Genomic DNA, 19,711 nt, shown 5'->3' on the forward strand with positions numbered 1-19,711 from the left:
GGGCCTCAGTCCTGCTGCGGGTGGTGGGCCGGGATCGGGGGCATGGTGCCCTCCGTCTCGTACGCCGCCAGCATGTCGATGCGGCGGGTGTGGCGCTCGTCGCCGCTGTACGGGGTGGAGAGGAAGACCTCGACGAACTTGGTGGCCTCGTCCTGCGTGTGCATGCGGGCGCCGACGGCGACGACGTTGGCGTTGTTGTGCTCGCGGCCGAGGGCGGCGGTCTGCTCGCTCCAGGCCAGGGCGGCACGGACGCCCTTCACCTTGTTGGCGGCGATCTGCTCGCCGTTGCCCGAGCCGCCGATCACGATGCCGAGGGCCTCCGGGTCCGCGGCCGTCCGCTCGGCGGCGCGCAGGCAGAACGGCGGGTAGTCGTCCTGGGCGTCGTAGATGTGGGGGCCGCAGTCGACGGGCTCGTGCCCGTGCGCCGTCAGCCACTCGACGAGGTGGTTCTTCAGTTCGTAGCCGGCATGGTCCGAGCCGAGGTACACGCGCATGGTCCGAGTGTGGCACGCGCGGGGCGCGCCCCCGCAACCGGGGCAGGCCGCCCCCACGCGGGCCCCGGCGCGGGGTCGCTGCCGCGGGGGCGCTGCCGCGCGGGTGGACGGGCGCCTGCGGCGGTGCGGTGCGGGGCTGCCGGCTGCGCGGGCCTCGCCGGGGCTACGGAGGCCCCTTCGGGCGTACGGGCGCGGGCGCGCTGCCCCGTCGAGCGTACGGGCGCGGGCGCCTGCGCGCGGGCCTCGCCGGGGCTACGGAGACCCCCTTCGGGCGTACGGGCGCGGGCGCGCTGCCCCGTCGGGCGTACGGGCGCGGGCGCCTGCGCGCGCTGCCCCTTCGGACCTACGGGCGGGGGCGCCTATGGCGGTGCGGGGGTCCCGGGGCCGAGGGTGCGGGCGCGATGCAGCGCGGGCCTCGCCCGGCCTGCGGGCGCGCCGCCCTTCGGGCGCACGGGGCGCGGGTACCTGCGGCCGTGCGGTGCCCGTGGGCGGGAGCGCTACGGCCGCGGGGGCTGCCGGCCGTGCGGGCCTCGCCGGGGCTGGGGCACGCTGCCTCGTCGGGTGCACCGGGCCGCATGCGCCCCCGGCCGCACCGGGGGCCGGTGCAGGCGCGGTACGGCGGTGGCCTTGCGGGCGGCGGGGGCCGCGTGCCCTGCTGCCCGGAGCGGTGTCAGCCGCGGTGGCCCGCGAGCTTCCAGGCGGTCGGGAGCAGCCCCATGGCCAGGGCGGCCTTCAGCGCGTCCCCGAGGAGGAACGGGACCATTCCTGCGGCGAGCGCCTCGGACAGGCCCATGCCGGTCGCCAGCGCCAGGTACGGGACGCCGACCGCGTAGATGATCGCGGAGCCCGCGGCCATGGCCCCGGCCATGCGCCACACCGAGCGGTCGGCGCCGCGCCGGGCGAGCGCGCCGACCGCGGTGGCGGCCAGCAGCATGCCGAGGACGTAGCCGAGGCTCGGCAGGGCGTATCCGGAGGCCCCGCCGGCGAACCACGGCAGGCCCGCCATGCCGACGACGGCGTACAGGGCCAGCGCGGCGAAGCCTCGGCGGGCGCCGAGGGCGGTGCCGACGAGCAGGGCGGCGAAGGTCTGCCCCGTCACGGGCACCGGGGAGCCGGGCACCGGGACGGCGATCTGGGCGGCGAGACCGGTCAGCACGGCGCCGCCGGCGACGAGGGCCGCGTCGCGGACGCGGCTGGTCGGCAGCAGGTCGGCGAGGACCGCTCCTGCGGGGGCGGCGGCAGTGCTCATGGCATGGCTCCGGGGTCGGGTGGGCCGGTCGGGGGGACCTGCCGACCGTAGCCCAGGAGCGGACGGGTGATCACCGTCAGCCGCCGACAAAGCACCCAACGTCGCGTTCATGGACTTCTCACAAAGATCCCCGGCTACACCCGATCGGACGTGATGCTTGTCACGGGGGGCGGACGTTCGAACAGCCCGTTTTGCACCCTGGAGGCTCCACGGAAGAGACTGTGGACTCCCACCAAAGTCACCCGACAAGCGGATGTGGCCATTCCGTGCCCACCTCTTCACCTTGTGTCAGCGGTGTGTCCGTATAGCGGAAACCGGTTCCCTGTGAGCGGTACACGCACCCAGACTCATGGGCGACTTTGCCCCTTACCCGGACAGGAACAGGGCCCACCCATGCCCCCTACTTCCGCGCCCGCGTCCGCCGAGCCGGCCGCCGTCGAGAACGCCTCGACCGCGACCGCCGACGCGCCGCTCTCGCACGGACTCAAGCAACGCCACCTGTCGATGATCGCCCTCGGCGGTGTGATCGGCGCCGGCCTCTTCGTCGGCTCGGGCGCCGCCATCGCGGCCGCCGGGCCGTCGATCGTCGTCGCGTATGCGATCTCCGGCCTGCTCGTGATGCTCGTGATGCGCATGCTGGGCGAGATGTCCGCGGCCAACCCGGCGTCCGGCTCCTTCTCGGTGCACGCCGAGCGGGCGATCGGCCCGTGGGCCGGGTTCACGGCGGGCTGGGCCTTCTGGTTCCTGCTCTGCGTGGCGGTCGGCCTGGAGGCCATCGGCGCCGCGGGCATCGTGCACGGCTGGCTGCCCGGCGTGCCGGAGTGGGCGCTGGTGGCGCTGTTCATGCTGATGTTCTGCGTGACCAACCTGGCCGCCGTGAAGAACTTCGGCGAGTTCGAGTTCTGGTTCGCCGCGCTGAAGATCGCCGCCATCGTGCTGTTCCTGGTGATCGGCGTGCTGGCGATCCTGGGCCTGCTGCCCGGCGTCGACTCCCCCGGCACCTCCCACCTCACGGACCACGGCGGCTGGCTGCCCAACGGCACCGAGGGCCTGATCGTGGGCCTGCTCGCGTCGGTCTTCGCGTACGGCGGTCTGGAGACCGTCACCATCGCGGCCGCCGAGTCCGAGCACCCGGTGCAGGGCGTCGCCAAGGCGGTCCGTACGGCGATGTGGCGGATCGCGATCTTCTACATCGGTTCCATGGCCGTCATCGTCACCCTCATCCCGTGGAACAGCGAGTCGCTGGCGAAGGGCTCCTACGTCGCCGCGCTGGAGCACCTGGGGCTGCCCGCCGCCGGCGAGGTGATGAACGCCGTCGTGCTGATCGCGCTGCTGTCCGCGATGAACGCCAACATCTACGGCGCCTCCCGCATGGCCTGCTCGCTGGTCGCGCGCGGCCAGGGCCCGAAGGCGCTGGGGCGGGTCTCCGGCGGCGTGCCGCGCATCGCGGTGCTGACGTCGTCGGTGTTCGGCTTCTCCTGCGTGCTGCTGAGCTACTGGCGGCCGGACGACGTGTTCATGTGGCTGCTGCGCACCATCGGCGCGATCATCCTGGTCGTCTGGTTCTTCATCGCCGTGTCGCAGCTGATCCTGCGCCGCCGCCTGGAGCGGGAGGCCCCGGAGAAGCTGGCCGTGCGCATGTGGGCGTACCCGTACCTCACGTACGCCGCGCTGGTCGGCATCGCGGTGGTGTTCGTGCTGATGGCCCGCAACCCGGACACGCGGCTGGAGCTGTACTACACCGGCGGCCTGGTGCTGCTGCTCTCCGCGGGGGGCTACGCCCACCAGCGGTCCCGAGCGAAGGCCGCCGCGGCGGACTGACGCGGCTCACCCCACCACGGCAGGGCCCGGGCGCAGGACGCGCCCGGGCCCTCCTGGTTGCCCCGCGTCCGCCCGCTGCTGTTAGCCTGCACGAGTCCTGCACTTGCACATTGGTTGCAATAACAAGCTCGGAGCGGTCGGAGGCCCAGGCCATGGCGATGTACACCCTTCCGGAACTCCCCTACGACTACGCGGCGCTGGAGCCCGTGATCAGCCCGGAGATCATCGAGCTGCACCACGACAAGCACCACGCCGCCTACGTCAAGGGCGCGAACGACACGCTGGAGCAGTTGGAGGAGGCGCGGGACAAGGACCAGTGGGGCGCGATCAACGGCCTGCAGAAGAACCTGGCCTTCCACCTCTCCGGCCACATCCTGCACTCCATCTACTGGCACAACATGACCGGTGACGGCGGCGGCGAGCCCCTGGAGAAGGACGGCGTGGGCGAGCTCGCCGACGCCATCGCCGAGTCCTTCGGCTCCTTCGCCCGCTTCAAGGCGCAGCTGTCCAAGGCCTCGGCGACCACCCAGGGCTCCGGCTGGGGCGTCCTGGCGTACGAGCCGGTCAGCGGCCGCCTCATCGTCGAGCAGGTCTACGACCACCAGGGCAACGTCGGCCAGGGCTCGGTGCCGATCCTGGTCTTCGACGCCTGGGAGCACGCCTTCTACCTGCAGTACAGGAACCAGAAGGTGGACTTCATCGAGGCGATGTGGCGGGTCGTCAACTGGCAGGACGTGGCGAAGCGGTACGCCGACGCGAAGAACCGCACGCCGCTGATCGCCCCCTGACGGCCGGTCGCACCATGACGTCCTGCTCGTGATCGTCTTCTCACCCTTCACGCGGCAGGCGGAGAAAAAGGGGCAGCCCCCGCGAGGTCAGGACTCGCGGGGGCTGCCCCCTGCCGGTGCGGCGGCCGTCAGTCGAAGATCGGCGGGGTGGTGCGGGTGCGCTTGATCTCGAAGAAGCCGGGCGTCGACGCCACCAGCAGCGTGCCGTCCCACAGGCGGCCCGCCGCCTCGCCCTTCGGCGCCGGGGTCACCACCGGGCCGAAGAAGGCGACTTCCTCGCCCTCCGGGCCCGGCACGGCGATGACGGGCGTGCCGACGTCCTCGCCGACCTTGCTGATGCCTTCCTTGTGGGAGGCCCGCAGCTCGGCGTCGTAGGTGTCCTTCTCGGCGTACTCGGCGAGCGAGGCGGGCAGCCCGGCGTCCTCCAGGGAGGCGGCGATCGCCTCCCGCGTGACGCCCTCGCCCCGGTTGTGGAAGCGGGTGCCCATCGCCGTGTAGAGCCGGCCGAGGACCTCCGGGCCGTGCAGCTGCTCGGCGGCGACGGCCACCCGGACGGGGCCCCAGGCGGTGCGCAGCAGCTCCACGTACTCCGCGGGCAGCTCGTCGTGCCGGTCCTCGTTGAGGACGGCGAGGCTCATCACGTGCCAGCGCACGTCGACGGGCCGGACGCTGCCCACCTCCAGCATCCAGCGCGACGTCATCCAAGCCCACGGGCACAGCGGGTCGAACCAGAAGTCGGCGGTGGTCCTGCTCTCGGACATGTCTCTCCTCACGGTCCCCGGGTCACGGGTGGGCGCATCGGGTCGGTTCACCCCCGACAACACCAGGGGGTGACGAGGGCATTCCCGGTTCAGCCCGGTCGGCGGTGCGTGGGAGGATCGCGGGCGGTTGTCCACGCGCCACGAAGGAGTCGCCCGTGCCCGGTGAGAATCTGTCCCGCGACGAGGCCCGCGAGCGGGCCGCGCTGCTGTCCGTGGACGGTTACGACGTCGCACTCGACGTGCGGTCGGCCGTCGGGGACGGCGAGGCCGGGCAGCGGACGTTCCGGTCGGTGACGACGATCCGGTTCCGGTGCGCCGAACCGGGCGCGGACACCTTCGCGGACCTGGTGGCGCCGTCCGTCACGGCGGTCACCCTCAACGGGCGGGAGCTGGACCCGGCGGCCGTCTTCGACGGGGCGCGGATCGCCCTGGTCGGGCTCGCCGAGGAGAACGTGCTGACGGTGGACGCGCAGTGCGCGTACAGCCGCACCGGCGAGGGCCTGCACCGGTTCGTGGACCCGGAGGACGGCGAGGTCTACCTCTACACGCAGTACGAGCCGGCCGACGCGCGCCGGGTCTTCGCGAACTTCGAGCAGCCGGACCTCAAGGCCCCGTTCCGCTTCGAGGTGACGGCCCCCGAGGGCTGGACCGTGTGGAGCAACGGCGCGGAGGAGTCCCGCGGCGGCGGGGTGTGGCGGTTCGCCGGGACCCGGCCGATCTCCACGTACATCACCTGCGTCGTCGCCGGGCCGTACCACTACGTGACGGACACCTACCGGCGCGGCGACCTGGAGATCCCGCTGGGCGCGATGTGCCGCAAGGGCCTCGCGAAGCACTTCGACGCGGACGACGTCTTCCTGGTCACCAAGCAGGGCCTGGACTTCTTCCACGACGCCTTCGACTACCCGTACCCGTTCGGCAAGTACGACCAGGCGTTCGTGCCCGAGTACAACCTCGGCGCCATGGAGAACCCGGGCCTGGTCACCTTCCGCGAGGAGTACATCTACCGCGGCAAGGTGACGCGGGCGGCGTACGAGCGGCGGGCCAACGTGGTCCTGCACGAGATGGCCCACATGTGGTTCGGCGACCTCGTCACCATGAAGTGGTGGGACGACCTGTGGCTGAAGGAGTCCTTCGCGGACTTCATGGGCACCTTCTCGATGGTCGAGGCGACCCGCTTCACCAACGGGTGGACCACCTTCGCCAACAACCGCAAGGCGTGGGCGTACCGCGCCGACCAGCTGCCCTCCACGCACCCGGTCACGGCCGACATCCGGGACCTGGAGGACGCCAAGCTGAACTTCGACGGCATCACCTACGCCAAGGGCGCGTCGGTGCTGAAGCAGCTGGTGGCGTACGCGGGCCGGGAGGCGTTCCTGGAGGGCGCCCGGCGCTACTTCAAGCGGCACGCGTACGGCAACACGACGCTCGACGACCTGCTGGCCGTGCTGGAGGAGACGTCCGGGCGGGACATGAAGGCGTGGTCCCGGTCGTGGCTGGAGACCTCCGGGGTGAACGCGCTCACGCCGGTGCCGTCGTACGGCGCGGACGGCCGCCTCGCCGAACTGGCCGTGGAGCAGGAGGGCGCCGAGCCGCGCCCGCACCGGGCCGCGGTCGGGCTCTACCGGCTGGAGGGCGGCGCCCTCGTCCGGTACGCGCGGGCCGAGGCCGACATCACCGGCGCGCGGACGGTGGTGGACGGGCTGGCCGGCTCCGAGCGGCCGGCGCTGATCCTGGTGAACGACGAGGACCTCACGTACTGCAAGGTGCGGTTCGACGCGGAGTCCCTGGCGGTGCTGCGGGAGCACCTGGGCGGGGTCGCGGACCCGCTGGCGCGGGCGCTGTGCTGGTCGGCGCTGTGGAACATGACGCGCGACGCGCTGCTGCCGGCGCGGGACTTCGTGGCGCTCGTGCTGCGGTTCGCGGGACGCGAGTCGGACATCGGGGTGCTGCAGATGCTGCACGCCTGGGCGCGCACCGCGCTGACGCACTACGCGGCTCCGGGGTGGCGCGTGGAGGGCGCCGCCGCGCTGGCCGAGGGCGCGCTGCGGGAGCTGCGGCAGGCGGAGCCCGGCAGCGAGCACCAGCTGACCTGGGCGCGGTTCTTCGCGGCGGTGGCGTCGTCGGACGAGCACGTCGCCTTCCTCCAGGGCCTGCTGGCGGGTACGGCGGCCGTGGAGGGGCTGGACGTCGACCAGGAGCTGCGCTGGGCGCTGCTGGAGCCGCTGGCCGCGCACGGGCGCGCCGACGAGACGGTGATCGGCGCGGAGCTGGCGCGGGACGACACCGCGTCGGGCAAGCGCCACCAGGTGCGGTGCCTGGCGGCGCGGCCGTCGGCGGCGGTCAAGGCGCAGGCGTGGGCGCAGGTCGTGGAGTCGGACCAGCTGTCGAACGCGCTGGTGGAGGCCACCATCGCCGGGTTCGCGCAGCCCTCGCAGCGGGAGCTGATCGCGCCGTACGCGTCGAAGTACTTCGACGCGATCGAGCGGGTGTGGGCCGAGCGGTCCATCCAGATCGGCATGGACGTGGTGCGGGGGCTGTTCCCGGCCCTCCAGGGCGACGAGGCGACGGGCGGCGGCGGACGCCTGGCTGGCCGCGCACGCGTCGGCGGCGCCCGCGCTGCGCAGGCTGGTGCTGGAGGCGAGGGACGACCTGGCGCGGGCCCTGCGGGCGCAGGAGTGCGACGCCTCGGCCTGACCGCCCCGCGGGCGGCGCTCCCTGCGGGGCGCCGCCCGCGGCTGTGCGCGGGGCCCGGCGCGGGGCGGCCGGGTCCGGGGGCGTCCACCGGCAGCGCGCGGGGCGGGGCTGGGCCGTCGGCAGCGCGCGGGGTGGCGCTGGGCCGTCGGCAGGGCGCGGGGCGGCGCTGTGCCCGTCGGCAGGGCGCCCTACATCGGCAATCGAACGCCCGTACTTTAGGGCGGGCTTGTCCCGGATTGTCGACGGGCGTGTAACAGCGGTTAGCGGGCCCGTCGGCGGCGGGCACTTCCGCAGCATGAAGAACACCCCGCTCTCCCCCGCCCCCTGTCCCACCTGTCCGGCGCCCCGGCCCGCGTGCTGTCCGCCGCGCAGCTGCGGGCCCAGGGGGTGCCCCCGGCCGAGGTCAGCGCGCGCAGCCGCGGCGGCGGCCCGTGGCAGCAGCTGCTGCCCGGCGTGTACCTGCTGCACCCGGGGCCGCCCACCAGCGACGAGCGGCTGCGGGCCGCGCTGCTGTACACCGGCCGGCGCCCGCGCCCGCGGACGGCCCCGGGTACGGCGACTCGATGGTCACCGGTCTCGCGGCGCTCGCGCTGTACCGGTTCTCGTCCGCCCCGCCGCTGCTCGCCCTGGAGCGGATCGACGTGCTGGTGCCGCGCACCCGGCGGCTGCGGTCGACCGGGTTCGTCCGGATCGTCCGGGCGACGGGCCACGAGCTGCCGGTGCCGCAGGAGGTCACCGGGCTGCCGGTCGCGCCGGTGGCGCGGGCGCTGGCGGACGCGGTGGCGCAGATCACCGACGCCCACGCCGTGCGCCGGCTGCTCACCGAGGCGGTGCGCGACGGCCACTGCGAACCGGCCGCGGTGGTGCGGGAACTGAACCGGGCGCGGCTGCTGTCCCGGCCGCACGTGGTGGACGCGGTGGACGCGCTGCTGGCCGAGGGTCGGGCACGGGCGGAGGACCGGCTGTACGCGATGGTGCGGGACCACCGGCTGCCGGACCCGCTGTGGAACGTGGACCTGCGGCTGCCGGGCGGCCCGCACCTGGGCGGGGTGGACGCCTACTGGCCCGACCACGCGGTGGCGGTGGAGCTGGACACGCGGGCGCCGCGGCAGGACGACGACGCGGTGTGGGCGGAGTCCACGCGCAAGCGGGAGTACCTGGAGCGGCTCGGCATCACGGTCGTGCACCTCACGCCGAGGAAGCTGCGGGACTCCGCGGAGCAGCAGGCCGTCGTGGTGCGCACGGCCCTGATGGCGGCGGACGACCGCGCCCCGGCCGCGTACGTCGTCGTCCTGCCGCGGTGAGCCGGGACGGCGGGCGCCCTGGTGCTCCGGGGCCGGCCCGTGGGCTCCGGGGCGCGGAACGCGGGGACGGCCGGCGCGCGGGCGCGGTGACCGGGAGCGGGCGCAGCGCCGCCGGGCGGCCTTCGGGCGGCGGCGGGAGGGCCGCGGCGCCCCGCCGCGGAGGGACCGCTGCCGCGGCGGCCCCGGGCAGACGCCGCGCCGCCCTGCCGGGACCGGGCCGCGACCGCCCGGCCGGGGCGTTCCGGGACGGTGGCGGCCGCCCGGGAGCGGAGGCGGGGGCGGCCGTACGGGCGCGGCGGCACGAGGCGGTCGCACGGGTACGGCCCGCGGATGGGGCCGCGGGGACGCGGCCCGCGGGTGGGGGCGCTCAGGCGCGGAGGCGGGACGCGGGTGGGGGCGCGAGGACGCGGAGGCGGGACGCGGCCCGCGGGTGGGGGCGGGCCGCGTCCTGGACGTGAGCATGCCGTCCCGCCCGTGCGGCTAGCCGCAGAACTCCGCTTCCAGCACCTTGTCGAGGCCCACCCAGTCGCCGTTCACGTTGCCCGCCATCGAGTGCCGGCCGTCGCGCGTCGCCATCACCAGCGACCCCGAGCCGTGGATGCCGCCCGTGTGGCCCCAGACCTTCTCGCCGCAGCTCAGCTCCTGGACGTAGACGCCCAGGCCGTAGGCCCGTATGCCGTCCTCCCCGACCGGGACCGTGGCCGTCAGCTCCCTCATCTGCTCCCGGGGCAGCAGCCTGCCCGCGAGCAGCGCGCGCAGGAACCTCTGGAGGTCGGAGTTGTCCGAGACCATCTCCCCGGCCGCGTGGGCCAGCGACGGGTTCAGCTCGGTCACGTCGTGGATCCGCGTGGCGGGGTCGGAGGGGTCGGCGCCGAGGGTGGAGTAGGCGCGGCCGCTCGGCCGGGGCATGGCGGCCGAGGTGCCGGGGACCGAGGTGGCGCGCAGCCCGAGCGGCCTGAGGATGCGGCGCTCGATCTCCTCTCCGTACGGCCGGCCGGCGGCCTTCTCGATGACCATGCCGGCCAGCACGTAGTTGGTGTTGGAGTAGTTCCATCCCTGGCCCGGCGCGAAGTCCGGTCCGTGCCGCATCGCGACCGCGACGAGCTGCTCGGGGGTCCAGGTGTCGTAGCGGTGGCGGAGGAAGTCCGGGCCGAAGACCTTCTGCGCGAAGTCGGGGTCGGACGTGAAGCTGTGGACGCCGCTGGTGTGGTTGAGGAGTTGGCGCAGGGTGATCCGGCGGCCGTCGTGGCCGTGGCCCCTGACGACCCCGGGCAGCCATTCCTCGACGCTGTCGTCCAGGTCGAGGCGTCCTTCGGCCTCCATCTGCAGCAGGACGGTGGCGACGAACGTCTTGGTGACGGAGCCGACGCGGTAGCGGTCGCGGGCGCCGCGTTCGCGGCCGGTGGTGCGGTCGGCGACGCCCGCGCTGCCGTTCCAGACGCCGTGCCGGTCGCGGACCTGGACCAGTACGCCGGGGGCGCCGGCCCGCACGGTCTCCTCCAGGGCCTCCCTGGTGGCGTCGTGGCGGCCGTGGGCCGCGGCCTTCCCCGGCGCGGCGGTCGCGGCAGCCGGGGCGGTCGCCGCGGTCGCGGGGGCGGTGAGGGCGGTCGCGGTGACGGCCGCCGCGACGGCGCCGGCCAGGAGGGCGGCGCGGACGGTCTTCCCCTTGCGTACGGACATGGTGAGGTCGGTCCCCTCGTCGTCGGGCTCGGTTGCGGGAGGGGACCCGGGGGCGGCGCCGGGGGTTGAGCCCCCCTTCGGGGTTGACCCGGTTTCAGCCGTTCCCGGCGGGGTCGGGGAGGCGGCCGGTGGCGGGGCGCTCAGGCCAGAGGCGGAGGGCGGTGTCGACGAGGGGGACGCGGCGCAGCGCGGGGACGGCGGCGAGCGGGTGCCAGGCGGCGAGGTCCGTGGAGCCGTTCGCCTCGGGGCGCAGGGCGCCGCCGACGACGCGGCCCTCGTAGAGGAGGCGCAGGCTCTGGTGGTCGACGCGGGTGCCGAGGCGGCCGGGGTGGTCGGGCACATGCAGGGAGTCGACGCCGAGGAGCGCCGTGACCTCCGCGGTGTAGCCGGTCTCCTCCGCCACCTCGCGGACCACGGTGTCGACGGGGTCCTCACCGTGCTCCATGCCGCCGCCGGGCAGCACCCACTCCCGGCCCCCGTCGGCGGCCGGGCTGCGGGCGAGCAGGACGGCGTCGACCCGTATGCAGACCGCGTAGGCGGCCACTCTCAACCTCTGCTTCATAGAGGGAGGTTAGGAGGGTTTTCCCTCTCCCTCCATCCGTTTTCTGCGGGTTTCTGCCCCGTGGCGATCGGCGCGCGGTGGCGGGTTTACGTCATGGACACGATCCGTCCGGGTGCGTACTCCCCAAAGGCCGTCAGATGCGAAAAGCTCAGCGGTCATCCGGTATCGGATTCCGGACTGTTCCTTTCAGCAGCAGGTCACACACAGGGATGCAGATGACCCTCGAACCCCCCAGCCCCATACCGGGGATGAGACGTACGGCCCGGATCGCCGCCGCCGCCGGCCTCGTGGCCGCCCTGGTCGCGACCGGCGCCGCGCCCGCGTTCGCCGACCCCGCGCCCGCCCCGGCGCCCGGGTCCGCGCAGACCGAGCCGCAGCCGGCGAAGACCGCCGCCGAGAAGCTGGGCTCCGACGACGCGGAGCGGCTCGCCGAGGCGCAGGCCCAGGGCGAGAAGACCGTCACCCTCATGCTGGCCACCGAGCCGGGCAGCACCGAGCAGGTCGCCGAGCAGCTCGACGCGGTCAAGGGCGGCACCGTCGGCCAGACGAACGACAAGCTCGGCTACGTCCGGGCCACCGTGCCGACCTCGCAGGCCGAGGCCGCCATCGGCGCGGCCGCCAAGCTGTCCAGCGTGCAGGGCATCGACCTGAAGCACGAGATCGTGCTGGACGACCCGACGCCCGCCGCCGACCGGGCGGACGGGGCGGCCACCGCGAAGACCGGCAGCTACCCGGCGCCCGGCAAGCACACGCCCGCGGTCAACCCGTACAACCCGTCCCACGAGACGGGCGCCGTCGACTTCGTGCGGAAGTACCGGAAGGCCGACGGCCGGGGCATCACCATCGGCATCCTGGACTCCGGTGTCGACCTGGGCCACCCGGCGCTGCAGAAGACGACCACCGGCGAGCGCAAGATCGTCGACTGGGTGACCGCCACCGACCCGGTCTCCGACGGCGACCAGACCTGGCGCCGGATGGACGTCGGCGTGTCCGGCCCCGTCTTCACCGCCGAGAGCCGAACGTGGACGGCCCCCGAGGGCACGTACAAGTTCCGCACGTTCGCCGAGGCCGCCACCAAGGGCGGCGACATGGCGGGCGACCTGAACCGGGACGGCGACACCACCGACGTGTGGGGCGTGCTGTACGACCCGGCGGCGGGGACGGTGCGCGTCGACCTGAACGGGAACTCCGACTTCGGTGACGACGAGCCGATGAAGCCGTACAAGGACGGCTTCCAGATCGGCTACTTCGGCACGGACGACCCCGCGACCGATGTCGTCGAGCGCATCCCCTTCGTCGTCGAGATCCGCAAGGACGTCCCCTACAACGCGGCCGGCGACAAGGCCGACTACGTCAACATCGGCGTCATCGAGGGGTCCCACGGCACCCACGTCGCCGGCATCACCGCGGCGAACGGCCTGTTCGGCGGCCGGATGAACGGCGCCGCCCCCGGCGCCAAGCTGGTGTCGTCCCGCGCCTGCACCTGGAGCGGCGGCTGCACCAACGTCGCGCTCACCGAGGGCATGATCGACCTCGTCGCCAACCGCGGCGTGGACATCGTCAACATGTCGATCGGCGGCCTGCCGGCGCTGAACGACGGCAACAACGCCCGCGCCCAGCTCTACACGCGCCTCATCGACACCTACGGCGTGCAGATCGTCATCTCCGCCGGCAACAGCGGCCCCGGCGTCAACACCATCGGCGACCCGGCCCTGTCCGACAAGGTCATCAGCGTCGGCGCGGCCGTCTCCAAGGAGACCTGGGCCGCGAACTACGGCTCGGCCGTGACCACGCGGTACCAGATGATGCCGTTCTCCTCCCGGGGCCCGCGTGAGGACGGCGGCTTCACGCCGACCATCACCGCCCCCGGCGCGGCGATCAACACCACGCAGACCTGGGCGCCCGGCGGCCCCGTCAAGGAGGCCGGCTACGAGCTGCCGGCCGGCTACTCGATGCTGCAGGGCACCTCGATGTCCGCCCCGCAGGCCACCGGCGCGATGGCGCTGATGCTGTCCGCGGCCAAGCAGCGCGGCATCGAGCTGACCCCGGCAAAGCTGCGCACCGCCGTCACCAGCCAGGCCGACCGCATCCGCGGCGTGCAGGCCCACGAGCAGGGCGCGGGCCGGATCAACGTCGTGAAGGCGTGGAAGCAGGTGCTGCGCGGCGCCGACGCCCACGAGTACACGGTCAAGGCGCCCGTCGACACCGCGCTCGACCAGTTCCTCGCGGAGCCCGGCTTCGGCACGGGCCTGTACGACCGCGAGGGCGGCCTCAAGGTCGGCCAGAAGAAGGTGTACGAGGTCACCGTCACCCGCACCACGGGTCCCGACCGGCCGACCCTCCACACGCTGCGGTTCGAGAACAACCACGAGCGGACCTTCCGGGTCGTCGGCAGCCACTTGATCATGCTGCCGCTGAACAAGCCGGTCACCGTCAAGGTGGCCGCCAAGCCGCGCAGCGCCGGCGTGCACAGCGCGGTCCTGGAGGTCTCCGACCCGTGGACCAGGGGCGTCGACAAGCAGATCCTGACGACCGTCGTCGCCGCCGAGGACCTGGCCGCGCCGTCCTTCGGGATGTCGGCGACCGGCCGGGTGGAGCGCAACGCGCCCACGTCGTACTTCGTCAACGTCCCGGCCGGGGCGAAGACGCTGGAGGTCGCGCTGAGCGGGCTCGCCGAGGGCAGCCAGACCCGGTTCATCGCGATCCACCCGTACGGCGTCCCCGCGGACTCCACGTCGACGATCAACTGCTACCCGAACTACGACAACCCGAACAACACCTGCCGCCCCGACGTGCGCTCGTACGCGAACCCGCAGCCGGGCGTCTGGGAGATCGAGGTGGAGTCGCGCCGCACGTCGCCGCTGCTGCGCAACCCGTACAAGCTGGACGTCTCCGTGCTGGGCGCCACCTTCGACCCGGCCGTCCAGACCCTGCCGGAGGCGGTGCAGGGCGCGGCGGCTCCGGTCGAGTGGACGGTGACCAACGACTTCGCGGCCATCGAGGGCAAGGCCAAGGGCGGGTCCCTGGGCTCCGCGAAGACAGCCCGTCCGACCATCGGCCACCACGCCGAGCAGCGGACCACCGTGGAGATCGGTGCGGGCGTCGAGCGCTTCGACGTCGCCATCGGCAACGTCTCCGACAAGGCCGCCGACCTGGACCTGATCGTCCTGCGCGACGGCGTGCAGGTCGGTTCGTCCGCGGACGGCGACTCGGAGGAGTCGGTGTCCCTGGTGAAGCCGGCCCCCGGCACGTACACGATCGTCGTCGACGGCTACTCGGTCCCGGCCGGTGAGACCGCCTACGACTACAAGGACGTGTACTTCTCCTCCGCGCTGGGCGAGGTCCGGGTGGACGGGTCGAAGACCCTCTCCCTGGCGAACGGCGCCTCCGCGGAGCTCGCCGCCGAGGTCGTGGTGAACGGCGCGGCCCCCGAGGGCCGGCGCTTCTTCGGCGAGGTCTCGCTGGTGAACGCGCGCGGCACCGTGGCGGGCACCGGCAGCGTCGTCATCGAGAAGGTGACCGCTCCGTGAGCACCACTCCGTAGCCTGGAGGGATACGGAGTGTGAGGGCGGGCGCCCGGTGGGGCGCCCGCCCTTCGCGTTCCCGGATCCGTCCGTGGCCCTTCTCACCCTCTGGACAACCGATTGGACAACCGGGGACCGGACATACGCATCATGGACAGCGGCAGCACCCCTTGCCGCACATTCGTACGACAGGAGTCCCCGTGAAGGTCGGAATCGTCGGAGCCACCGGTCAGGTCGGCACGGTCATGCGCAAGATCCTCGCCGAACGCAGCTTTCCGGTCGACCAGCTGCGGCTCTTCGCCTCCGCCCGGTCGGCGGGGACCGTCGTGGACGGCGTGACCGTCGAGGACGCCTCCACCGCCGACTACACCGGCCTCGACATCGTGCTCTTCTCCGCCGGTGGCGCGACGTCCCGGGCGCTCGCCGAGAAGGTCGCCTCGCAAGGTGCCGTGGTGATCGACAACTCCTCGGCCTGGCGCCGGGACCCCGAGGTGCCGCTGGTCGTCTCCGAGGTGAACCCCCACGCGATCAAGGACCGCCCGAAGGGGATCATCGCCAACCCGAACTGCACCACCATGGCCGCCATGCCGGTGCTCAAGCCGCTGCACCAGGAGGCGGGCCTGACCGCCCTCGTCGCCACCACCTACCAGGCCGTGTCCGGCTCCGGCCTGGCGGGCGTCGCGGAGCTGCGCACGCAGGCGTGCGCGGTGGCCGAGCAGGCCGACCGGCTGGCCTTCGACGGCGAGGCCGTGGACTTCCCCGAGCCCGGCGTCTACAAGCGCCCGATCGCCTTCAACGTGCTGCCGCTGGCCGGCTCGATCGTCGACGACGGCTCCTTCGAGACCGACGAGGAGCAGAAGCTCCGCCACGAGTCCCGCAAGATCCTGGAGATCCCCGGTCTCAAGGTGTCCGGCACGTGCGTGCGCGTCCCGGTCTTCTCCGGCCACTCCCTCCAGGTCAACGCCCGCTTCGAGCGCCCGATCAGCGTGGAGCGCGCGTACGAGCTGCTGAAGGACGCCGAGGGCGTCGAGCTGTCCGAGATCCCCACCCCGCTCCAGGCCGCCGGCAAGGACGCCTCCTACGTGGGCCGGATCCGGGTCGACGAGACCGTCGAGAACGGCCTGGCGCTGTTCCTGTCCAACGACAACCTCCGCAAGGGCGCCGCGCTGAACGCGGTGCAGCTCGCGGAGCTGGTCGCCCAGGAGCTCCGGGGCTGACCCCCCGCCCGCCGTGAGGGCGGTCCCGCCGGCCCGGCGGGACCGCCCTTTTTTTCGGCGCTGCCGCCGGCACCCGGCCATGGAAGGATGGGCCAGCACAGTCGTACATGGAGGAGATGACCGGGTGCCTGGCACAAACCTGACCCGTGTGGAGGCGCAGCGCCGCGCCGCGCTGCTGACCGTGGACTCGTACGAGATCGACCTCGATCTCAGCGGCGCGCAGGAGGGGGGCACCTTCCGGTCCGACACGCTCGTGCGCTTCGACTCCGCGGAGGAGAGCGCGGAGACGTTCATCGACCTGGTGGCGCCCGCGGTGCACGAGGTGGTGCTGAACGGCAAGCACCTCGACGTGGCGTCCGTGTTCCGGGACTCGCGGATCACTCTCAAGCACCTGCGGCACGGCCGCAACGAGCTGCGGGTCGTCGCGGACTGCGCGTACACCAACAGCGGCGAGGGCCTGCACCGCTTCGTGGACCCGGTGGACGACCAGGCGTACCTGTACACGCAGTTCGAGGTGCCGGACGCGCGGCGGGTGTTCGCCAGCTTCGAGCAGCCCGACCTGAAGGCCACGTTCCAGTTCACCGTGAAGGCGCCGGCGGGCTGGACGGTCGTGTCGAACTCGCCGACGCCGAAGCCCGAGGACGACCTCTGGGTCTTCGAGCCGACCCCGCGGATCTCCACGTACATCACGGCCCTGATCGTCGGCCCGTACCACGCGGTGCACTCCTCCTACGAGGGGCCGGACGGGCAGGTCGTGCCGCTGGGCGTGTACTGCCGGCCGTCGCTCGCGGAGTTCCTCGACGCGGACGCGATCTTCGAGGTCACCCGGCAGGGCTTCGACTGGTTCCAGGAGAAGTTCGACTACGCCTACCCCTTCGCGAAGTACGACCAGCTCTTCGTGCCGGAGTTCAACGCCGGGGCGATGGAGAACGCGGGCGCGGTCACCATCCGCGACCAGTACGTCTTCCGGTCGAAGGTGACGGACGCGGCCTACGAGGTGCGGGCCGAGACCATCCTGCACGAGCTGGCCCACATGTGGTTCGGCGACCTCGTCACCATGGAGTGGTGGAACGACCTGTGGCTGAACGAGTCGTTCGCCACCTACACGTCCATCGCCTGCCAGGCGTACGCGCCGGGCTCCCAGTGGCCGCACGCCTGGACCACGTTCGCGAACCAGATGAAGACCTGGGCGTACCGGCAGGACCAGCTGCCGTCGACGCACCCGATCATGGCGGAGATCCGCGACCTCGACGACGTGCTGGTCAACTTCGACGGCATCACCTACGCCAAGGGCGCGTCGGTGCTGAAGCAGCTCGTCGCGTACGTCGGCATGGACGCCTTCTTCACCGGTGTGCAGGCGTACTTCAAGCGGCACGCGTTCGGCAACACGCGGCTCGCGGACCTGCTGGGCGCGCTGGAGGAGACCTCCGGGCGCGACCTGGCGACGTGGTCGGAGAAGTGGCTGGAGACGGCGGGCATCAACATCCTCCGCCCGGTCGTCGACACCGACGCGAGCGGCGTCATCACGTCCTTCGCGGTGCGCCAGGAGGCCCCGGCGCTGCCGGCCGGCGCGCAGGGCGAGCCGGTGCTGCGTCCGCACCGCATCGCGATCGGCTGCTACGACCTGGACGACACCGGCAAGCTGGTGCGCACCGAGCGGGTCGAGCTGGACGTGGACGGCGAGCTGACCGGCGTCGAGGCGCTGGTGGGCAGGCCCCGTCCGGCGGTGGTGCTGCTGAACGACGACGACCTGTCGTACGCGAAGGTCCGCCTGGACGAGGAGTCGCTGCGCAACGTCGTCGCGCACCTCGGGGACTTCGCGGAGTCGCTGCCGCGCGCGCTGTGCTGGGCGTCGGCGTGGGACATGACGCGGGACGGCGAGCTGGCCGCGCGCGCGTACCTGGACCTGGTGCTGTCGGGCATCGGCAAGGAGTCCGACATCGGCGTGGTGCAGTCCCTGCACCGCCAGGTGAAGCTGGCCCTCGACCTCTACGCGGCGCCGGACTGGCGGGCGACCGGGCTGGCCCGCTGGACGGAGGCGGCGCTGGAGCACCTGCGGGCAGCGGCGCCCGGCAGCGACCACCAGCTCGCGTGGGCGCGGGCCTTCGCGGCGACGGCCCGCACCGACGAGCAGCTGGACCTGCTGGCGGCGCTGCTCGACGGCTCCGAGACGATCGACGGCCTGGTGGTCGACACCGAGCTGCGGTGGGCGTTCGTGGAGCGGCTGGCGGCGACCGGCCGGTTCGGCGCGGACGAGATCGCCGCCGAGCACGAGCGCGACCGCACGGCGGCGGGCGAGCGGCACGCCGCCACGGCCATGGCGGCGCGGCCCACCGCGGAGGCCAAGGCGGAGGCGTGGGCGTCGGTCGTCGAGTCCGACCGGCTGCCGAACGCCGTACAGGAGGCGGTGATCGGCGGCTTCGTGCAGACGGACCAGCGGGAGCTGCTCGCCCCGTACACGGAGAAGTACTTCGCGGCCGTGAAGGGCGTGTGGGAGTCCCGCTCGCACGAGATGGCGCAGCAGGTGGCGGTGGGCCTCTACCCGGCGCTGCAGGTCTCCCAGGCGACGCTGGACGCCACGGACGCGTGGCTGGCCTCGGCCGAGCCGAACGCGGCGCTGCGGCGGCTGGTGACGGAGTCCCGCGCGGGCGTGGAGCGCGCCCTGAAGGCGCAGGCGGCGGACCGCTAGGCCCGCCGGCGCGGCGGGGGCCCTCGGCGAACGTGTCGCCGAGGGCCCCGGTGCTTCTACGGCTCCGCCCGCGCGGGAGCCGCCCGCGGCCTGGCGTGACGCCCCCGCCGCGCGCCCCGGGCCGACCGCGACCACCGTCGCGGCGGACTCGGTTCGGGAGGCGCCTCGATCCACACCCGTACGGACCGGCTCCAGCAGTGGCAGCGGTACGTCGTGCCGGGACGCTCCGGCGGGGGCGAGAGGGCTCTGCGGGGGCTCGGCATGGACGAGTAGATCGCCACCAGGGCCAGCCCGCCCAGGCTCACGCAGAGGACGAGCAGTCCGGCGACCAGCCGCCCGGTCACCATCCGGCCACCTCGCGTGCGGAGCGGACGCGATCCGGGCGATTCACGGCGCGGCCCTCCCGTCCGCGAGCAACGAGAACCACACTGTCTTCGACGTCTCCCCCGAGACCGTCGCCCACCGGTCGGCGAGCGCGGACACGATCCCCAGCCCCCGCCCCGTGGTCCGGAGCACGCGCCCGTCCGACCACGCCGGGCACGGCCGCGGGCCAGGACTCGGGGCGCCGTCGCGCACGCACACGGTCACACCGCCGCGCGAGAGGGACACGTCGACCGTGATCACCGAAGACGTGGTGTGCAGGTGGGCGTTGGTCACCACCTCGGAGGTGCAGAGCGCGGCCCGATCGACGAGCCGCCCGCGCCCGCTGATCTGGAGGAGGTCCACCACCCAGTGCCGGGCGAGCCCGACGGTACTCGCCAGGTTCGGCGCCGTGAGCCGGTAGCTCGCGGCCTCGGGGAGCGGGGCGGGAGGGGGTGCTAATGCAGTGGTCGTCATGTCGAATGTCTCCCAACGCGTTTCGTACTCGCGCTCGCCATGCGTGGCTTGGCCGCTCCCAGGTTCGGGCACGCAACAACGCGCTGCG

At 73.3% G+C, this 19,711-nt stretch carries 11 protein-coding genes and 2 pseudogenes; 7 read left to right on the forward strand and 6 right to left on the reverse strand.

Going from position 1 to position 19,711, the window contains the following annotated elements; translation table 11 throughout:
* Positions 1-5: 5 nt before the first annotated feature.
* Positions 6-494 (reverse strand): ribose-5-phosphate isomerase, encoded by a 489-nt coding sequence (locus L6E17_RS11720; RefSeq protein WP_236240701.1) that lies wholly within the window; start codon positions 492-494, stop codon positions 6-8.
* A gap of 670 nt (positions 495-1,164) precedes the next feature.
* The gene (locus tag L6E17_RS11725; protein WP_236240702.1) at positions 1,165-1,743 is read right to left on the reverse strand and encodes a biotin transporter BioY; all 579 of its coding nucleotides are present in this window, start codon (positions 1,741-1,743) and stop codon (positions 1,165-1,167) included.
* A 393-nt stretch (positions 1,744-2,136) separates the two neighbouring features.
* On the opposite strand from L6E17_RS11725, the gene L6E17_RS11730 reads away from it, so the two are divergent.
* Positions 2,137-3,564 carry an amino acid permease gene (locus L6E17_RS11730; protein WP_374109039.1) on the forward strand — a complete coding sequence of 476 codons (1,428 nt, stop codon included), beginning with the start codon at positions 2,137-2,139 and terminating at the stop codon, positions 3,562-3,564.
* 152 nt (positions 3,565-3,716) lie between these two features.
* Positions 3,717-4,352, forward strand: a complete 636-nt coding sequence (locus tag L6E17_RS11735) for a superoxide dismutase (RefSeq protein WP_236240703.1) — start codon at positions 3,717-3,719, stop codon at positions 4,350-4,352.
* A 128-nt stretch (positions 4,353-4,480) separates the two neighbouring features.
* Here the strand turns inward: L6E17_RS11735 and L6E17_RS11740 are convergent, their stop codons facing one another.
* Entirely contained in the window at positions 4,481-5,113 is a 633-nt protein-coding gene (locus L6E17_RS11740; protein ID WP_236240704.1) for a DsbA family protein, read from the reverse strand.
* Between the two features lie 155 nt (positions 5,114-5,268).
* Here L6E17_RS11740 and pepN (L6E17_RS11745) point away from each other — a divergent pair.
* Positions 5,269-7,810, forward strand: a pseudogene (gene pepN, locus L6E17_RS11745) (aminopeptidase N).
* Positions 7,811-8,134: 324 nt separating this feature from the next.
* Positions 8,135-9,114, forward strand: a pseudogene (locus tag L6E17_RS11750) (hypothetical protein).
* Positions 9,115-9,594: 480 nt separating this feature from the next.
* Here L6E17_RS11750 and L6E17_RS11755 read toward each other — a convergent pair.
* Positions 9,595-10,794: a serine hydrolase gene (locus L6E17_RS11755; RefSeq protein ID WP_236240705.1), complete on the reverse strand. Its 1,200-nt coding sequence runs from the start codon at positions 10,792-10,794 to the stop codon at positions 9,595-9,597.
* 94 nt (positions 10,795-10,888) lie between these two features.
* Positions 10,889-11,356 (reverse strand): NUDIX hydrolase, encoded by a 468-nt coding sequence (locus L6E17_RS11760; RefSeq protein ID WP_236240706.1) that lies wholly within the window; start codon positions 11,354-11,356, stop codon positions 10,889-10,891.
* A 215-nt stretch (positions 11,357-11,571) separates the two neighbouring features.
* On the opposite strand from L6E17_RS11760, the gene L6E17_RS11765 reads away from it, so the two are divergent.
* From L6E17_RS11765 to pepN (L6E17_RS11775), 3 genes are all read left to right on the forward strand, one after another.
* A complete protein-coding gene (locus tag L6E17_RS11765) occupies positions 11,572-14,886 on the forward strand; it encodes a S8 family serine peptidase (RefSeq protein WP_236240707.1) in 3,315 nt (1,104 codons plus the stop codon).
* 194 nt (positions 14,887-15,080) lie between these two features.
* Positions 15,081-16,097, forward strand: coding sequence for an aspartate-semialdehyde dehydrogenase (locus tag L6E17_RS11770; protein WP_236240708.1), 1,017 nt, complete (start codon positions 15,081-15,083; stop codon positions 16,095-16,097).
* Positions 16,098-16,221: 124 nt separating this feature from the next.
* Positions 16,222-18,786: an aminopeptidase N gene (pepN, locus tag L6E17_RS11775; protein WP_236240709.1), complete on the forward strand. Its 2,565-nt coding sequence runs from the start codon at positions 16,222-16,224 to the stop codon at positions 18,784-18,786.
* A 387-nt stretch (positions 18,787-19,173) separates the two neighbouring features.
* Here pepN (L6E17_RS11775) and L6E17_RS11780 read toward each other — a convergent pair whose 3' ends face one another.
* Positions 19,174-19,623 (reverse strand): ATP-binding protein, encoded by a 450-nt coding sequence (locus tag L6E17_RS11780; protein WP_236240710.1) that lies wholly within the window; start codon positions 19,621-19,623, stop codon positions 19,174-19,176.
* Between the last annotated feature and the right edge of the window lie 88 nt (positions 19,624-19,711).

The organism is Streptomyces sp. CC228A (assembly GCF_021390935.1).
In the GTDB taxonomy this organism is placed as follows: domain Bacteria; phylum Actinomycetota; class Actinomycetes; order Streptomycetales; family Streptomycetaceae; genus Streptomyces.

What these genes read in the sequence shown, in the direction of transcription:
- L6E17_RS11720 (WP_236240701.1), bottom strand. Translation starts at nt 494, where the DNA reads ATGCGCGTGTACCTCGGCTCGGACCATGCCGGCTACGAACTGAAGAAC.
- L6E17_RS11725 (WP_236240702.1), bottom strand. Translation starts at nt 1,743, where the DNA reads ATGAGCACTGCCGCCGCCCCCGCAGGAGCGGTCCTCGCCGACCTGCTG.
- L6E17_RS11730 (WP_374109039.1), top strand. Translation starts at nt 2,137, where the DNA reads ATGCCCCCTACTTCCGCGCCCGCGTCCGCCGAGCCGGCCGCCGTCGAG.
- L6E17_RS11735 (WP_236240703.1), top strand. Translation starts at nt 3,717, where the DNA reads ATGGCGATGTACACCCTTCCGGAACTCCCCTACGACTACGCGGCGCTG.
- L6E17_RS11740 (WP_236240704.1), bottom strand. Translation starts at nt 5,113, where the DNA reads ATGTCCGAGAGCAGGACCACCGCCGACTTCTGGTTCGACCCGCTGTGC.
- L6E17_RS11755 (WP_236240705.1), bottom strand. Translation starts at nt 10,794, where the DNA reads ATGTCCGTACGCAAGGGGAAGACCGTCCGCGCCGCCCTCCTGGCCGGC.
- L6E17_RS11760 (WP_236240706.1), bottom strand. Translation starts at nt 11,356, where the DNA reads ATGAAGCAGAGGTTGAGAGTGGCCGCCTACGCGGTCTGCATACGGGTC.
- L6E17_RS11765 (WP_236240707.1), top strand. Translation starts at nt 11,572, where the DNA reads ATGACCCTCGAACCCCCCAGCCCCATACCGGGGATGAGACGTACGGCC.
- L6E17_RS11780 (WP_236240710.1), bottom strand. Translation starts at nt 19,623, where the DNA reads ATGACGACCACTGCATTAGCACCCCCTCCCGCCCCGCTCCCCGAGGCC.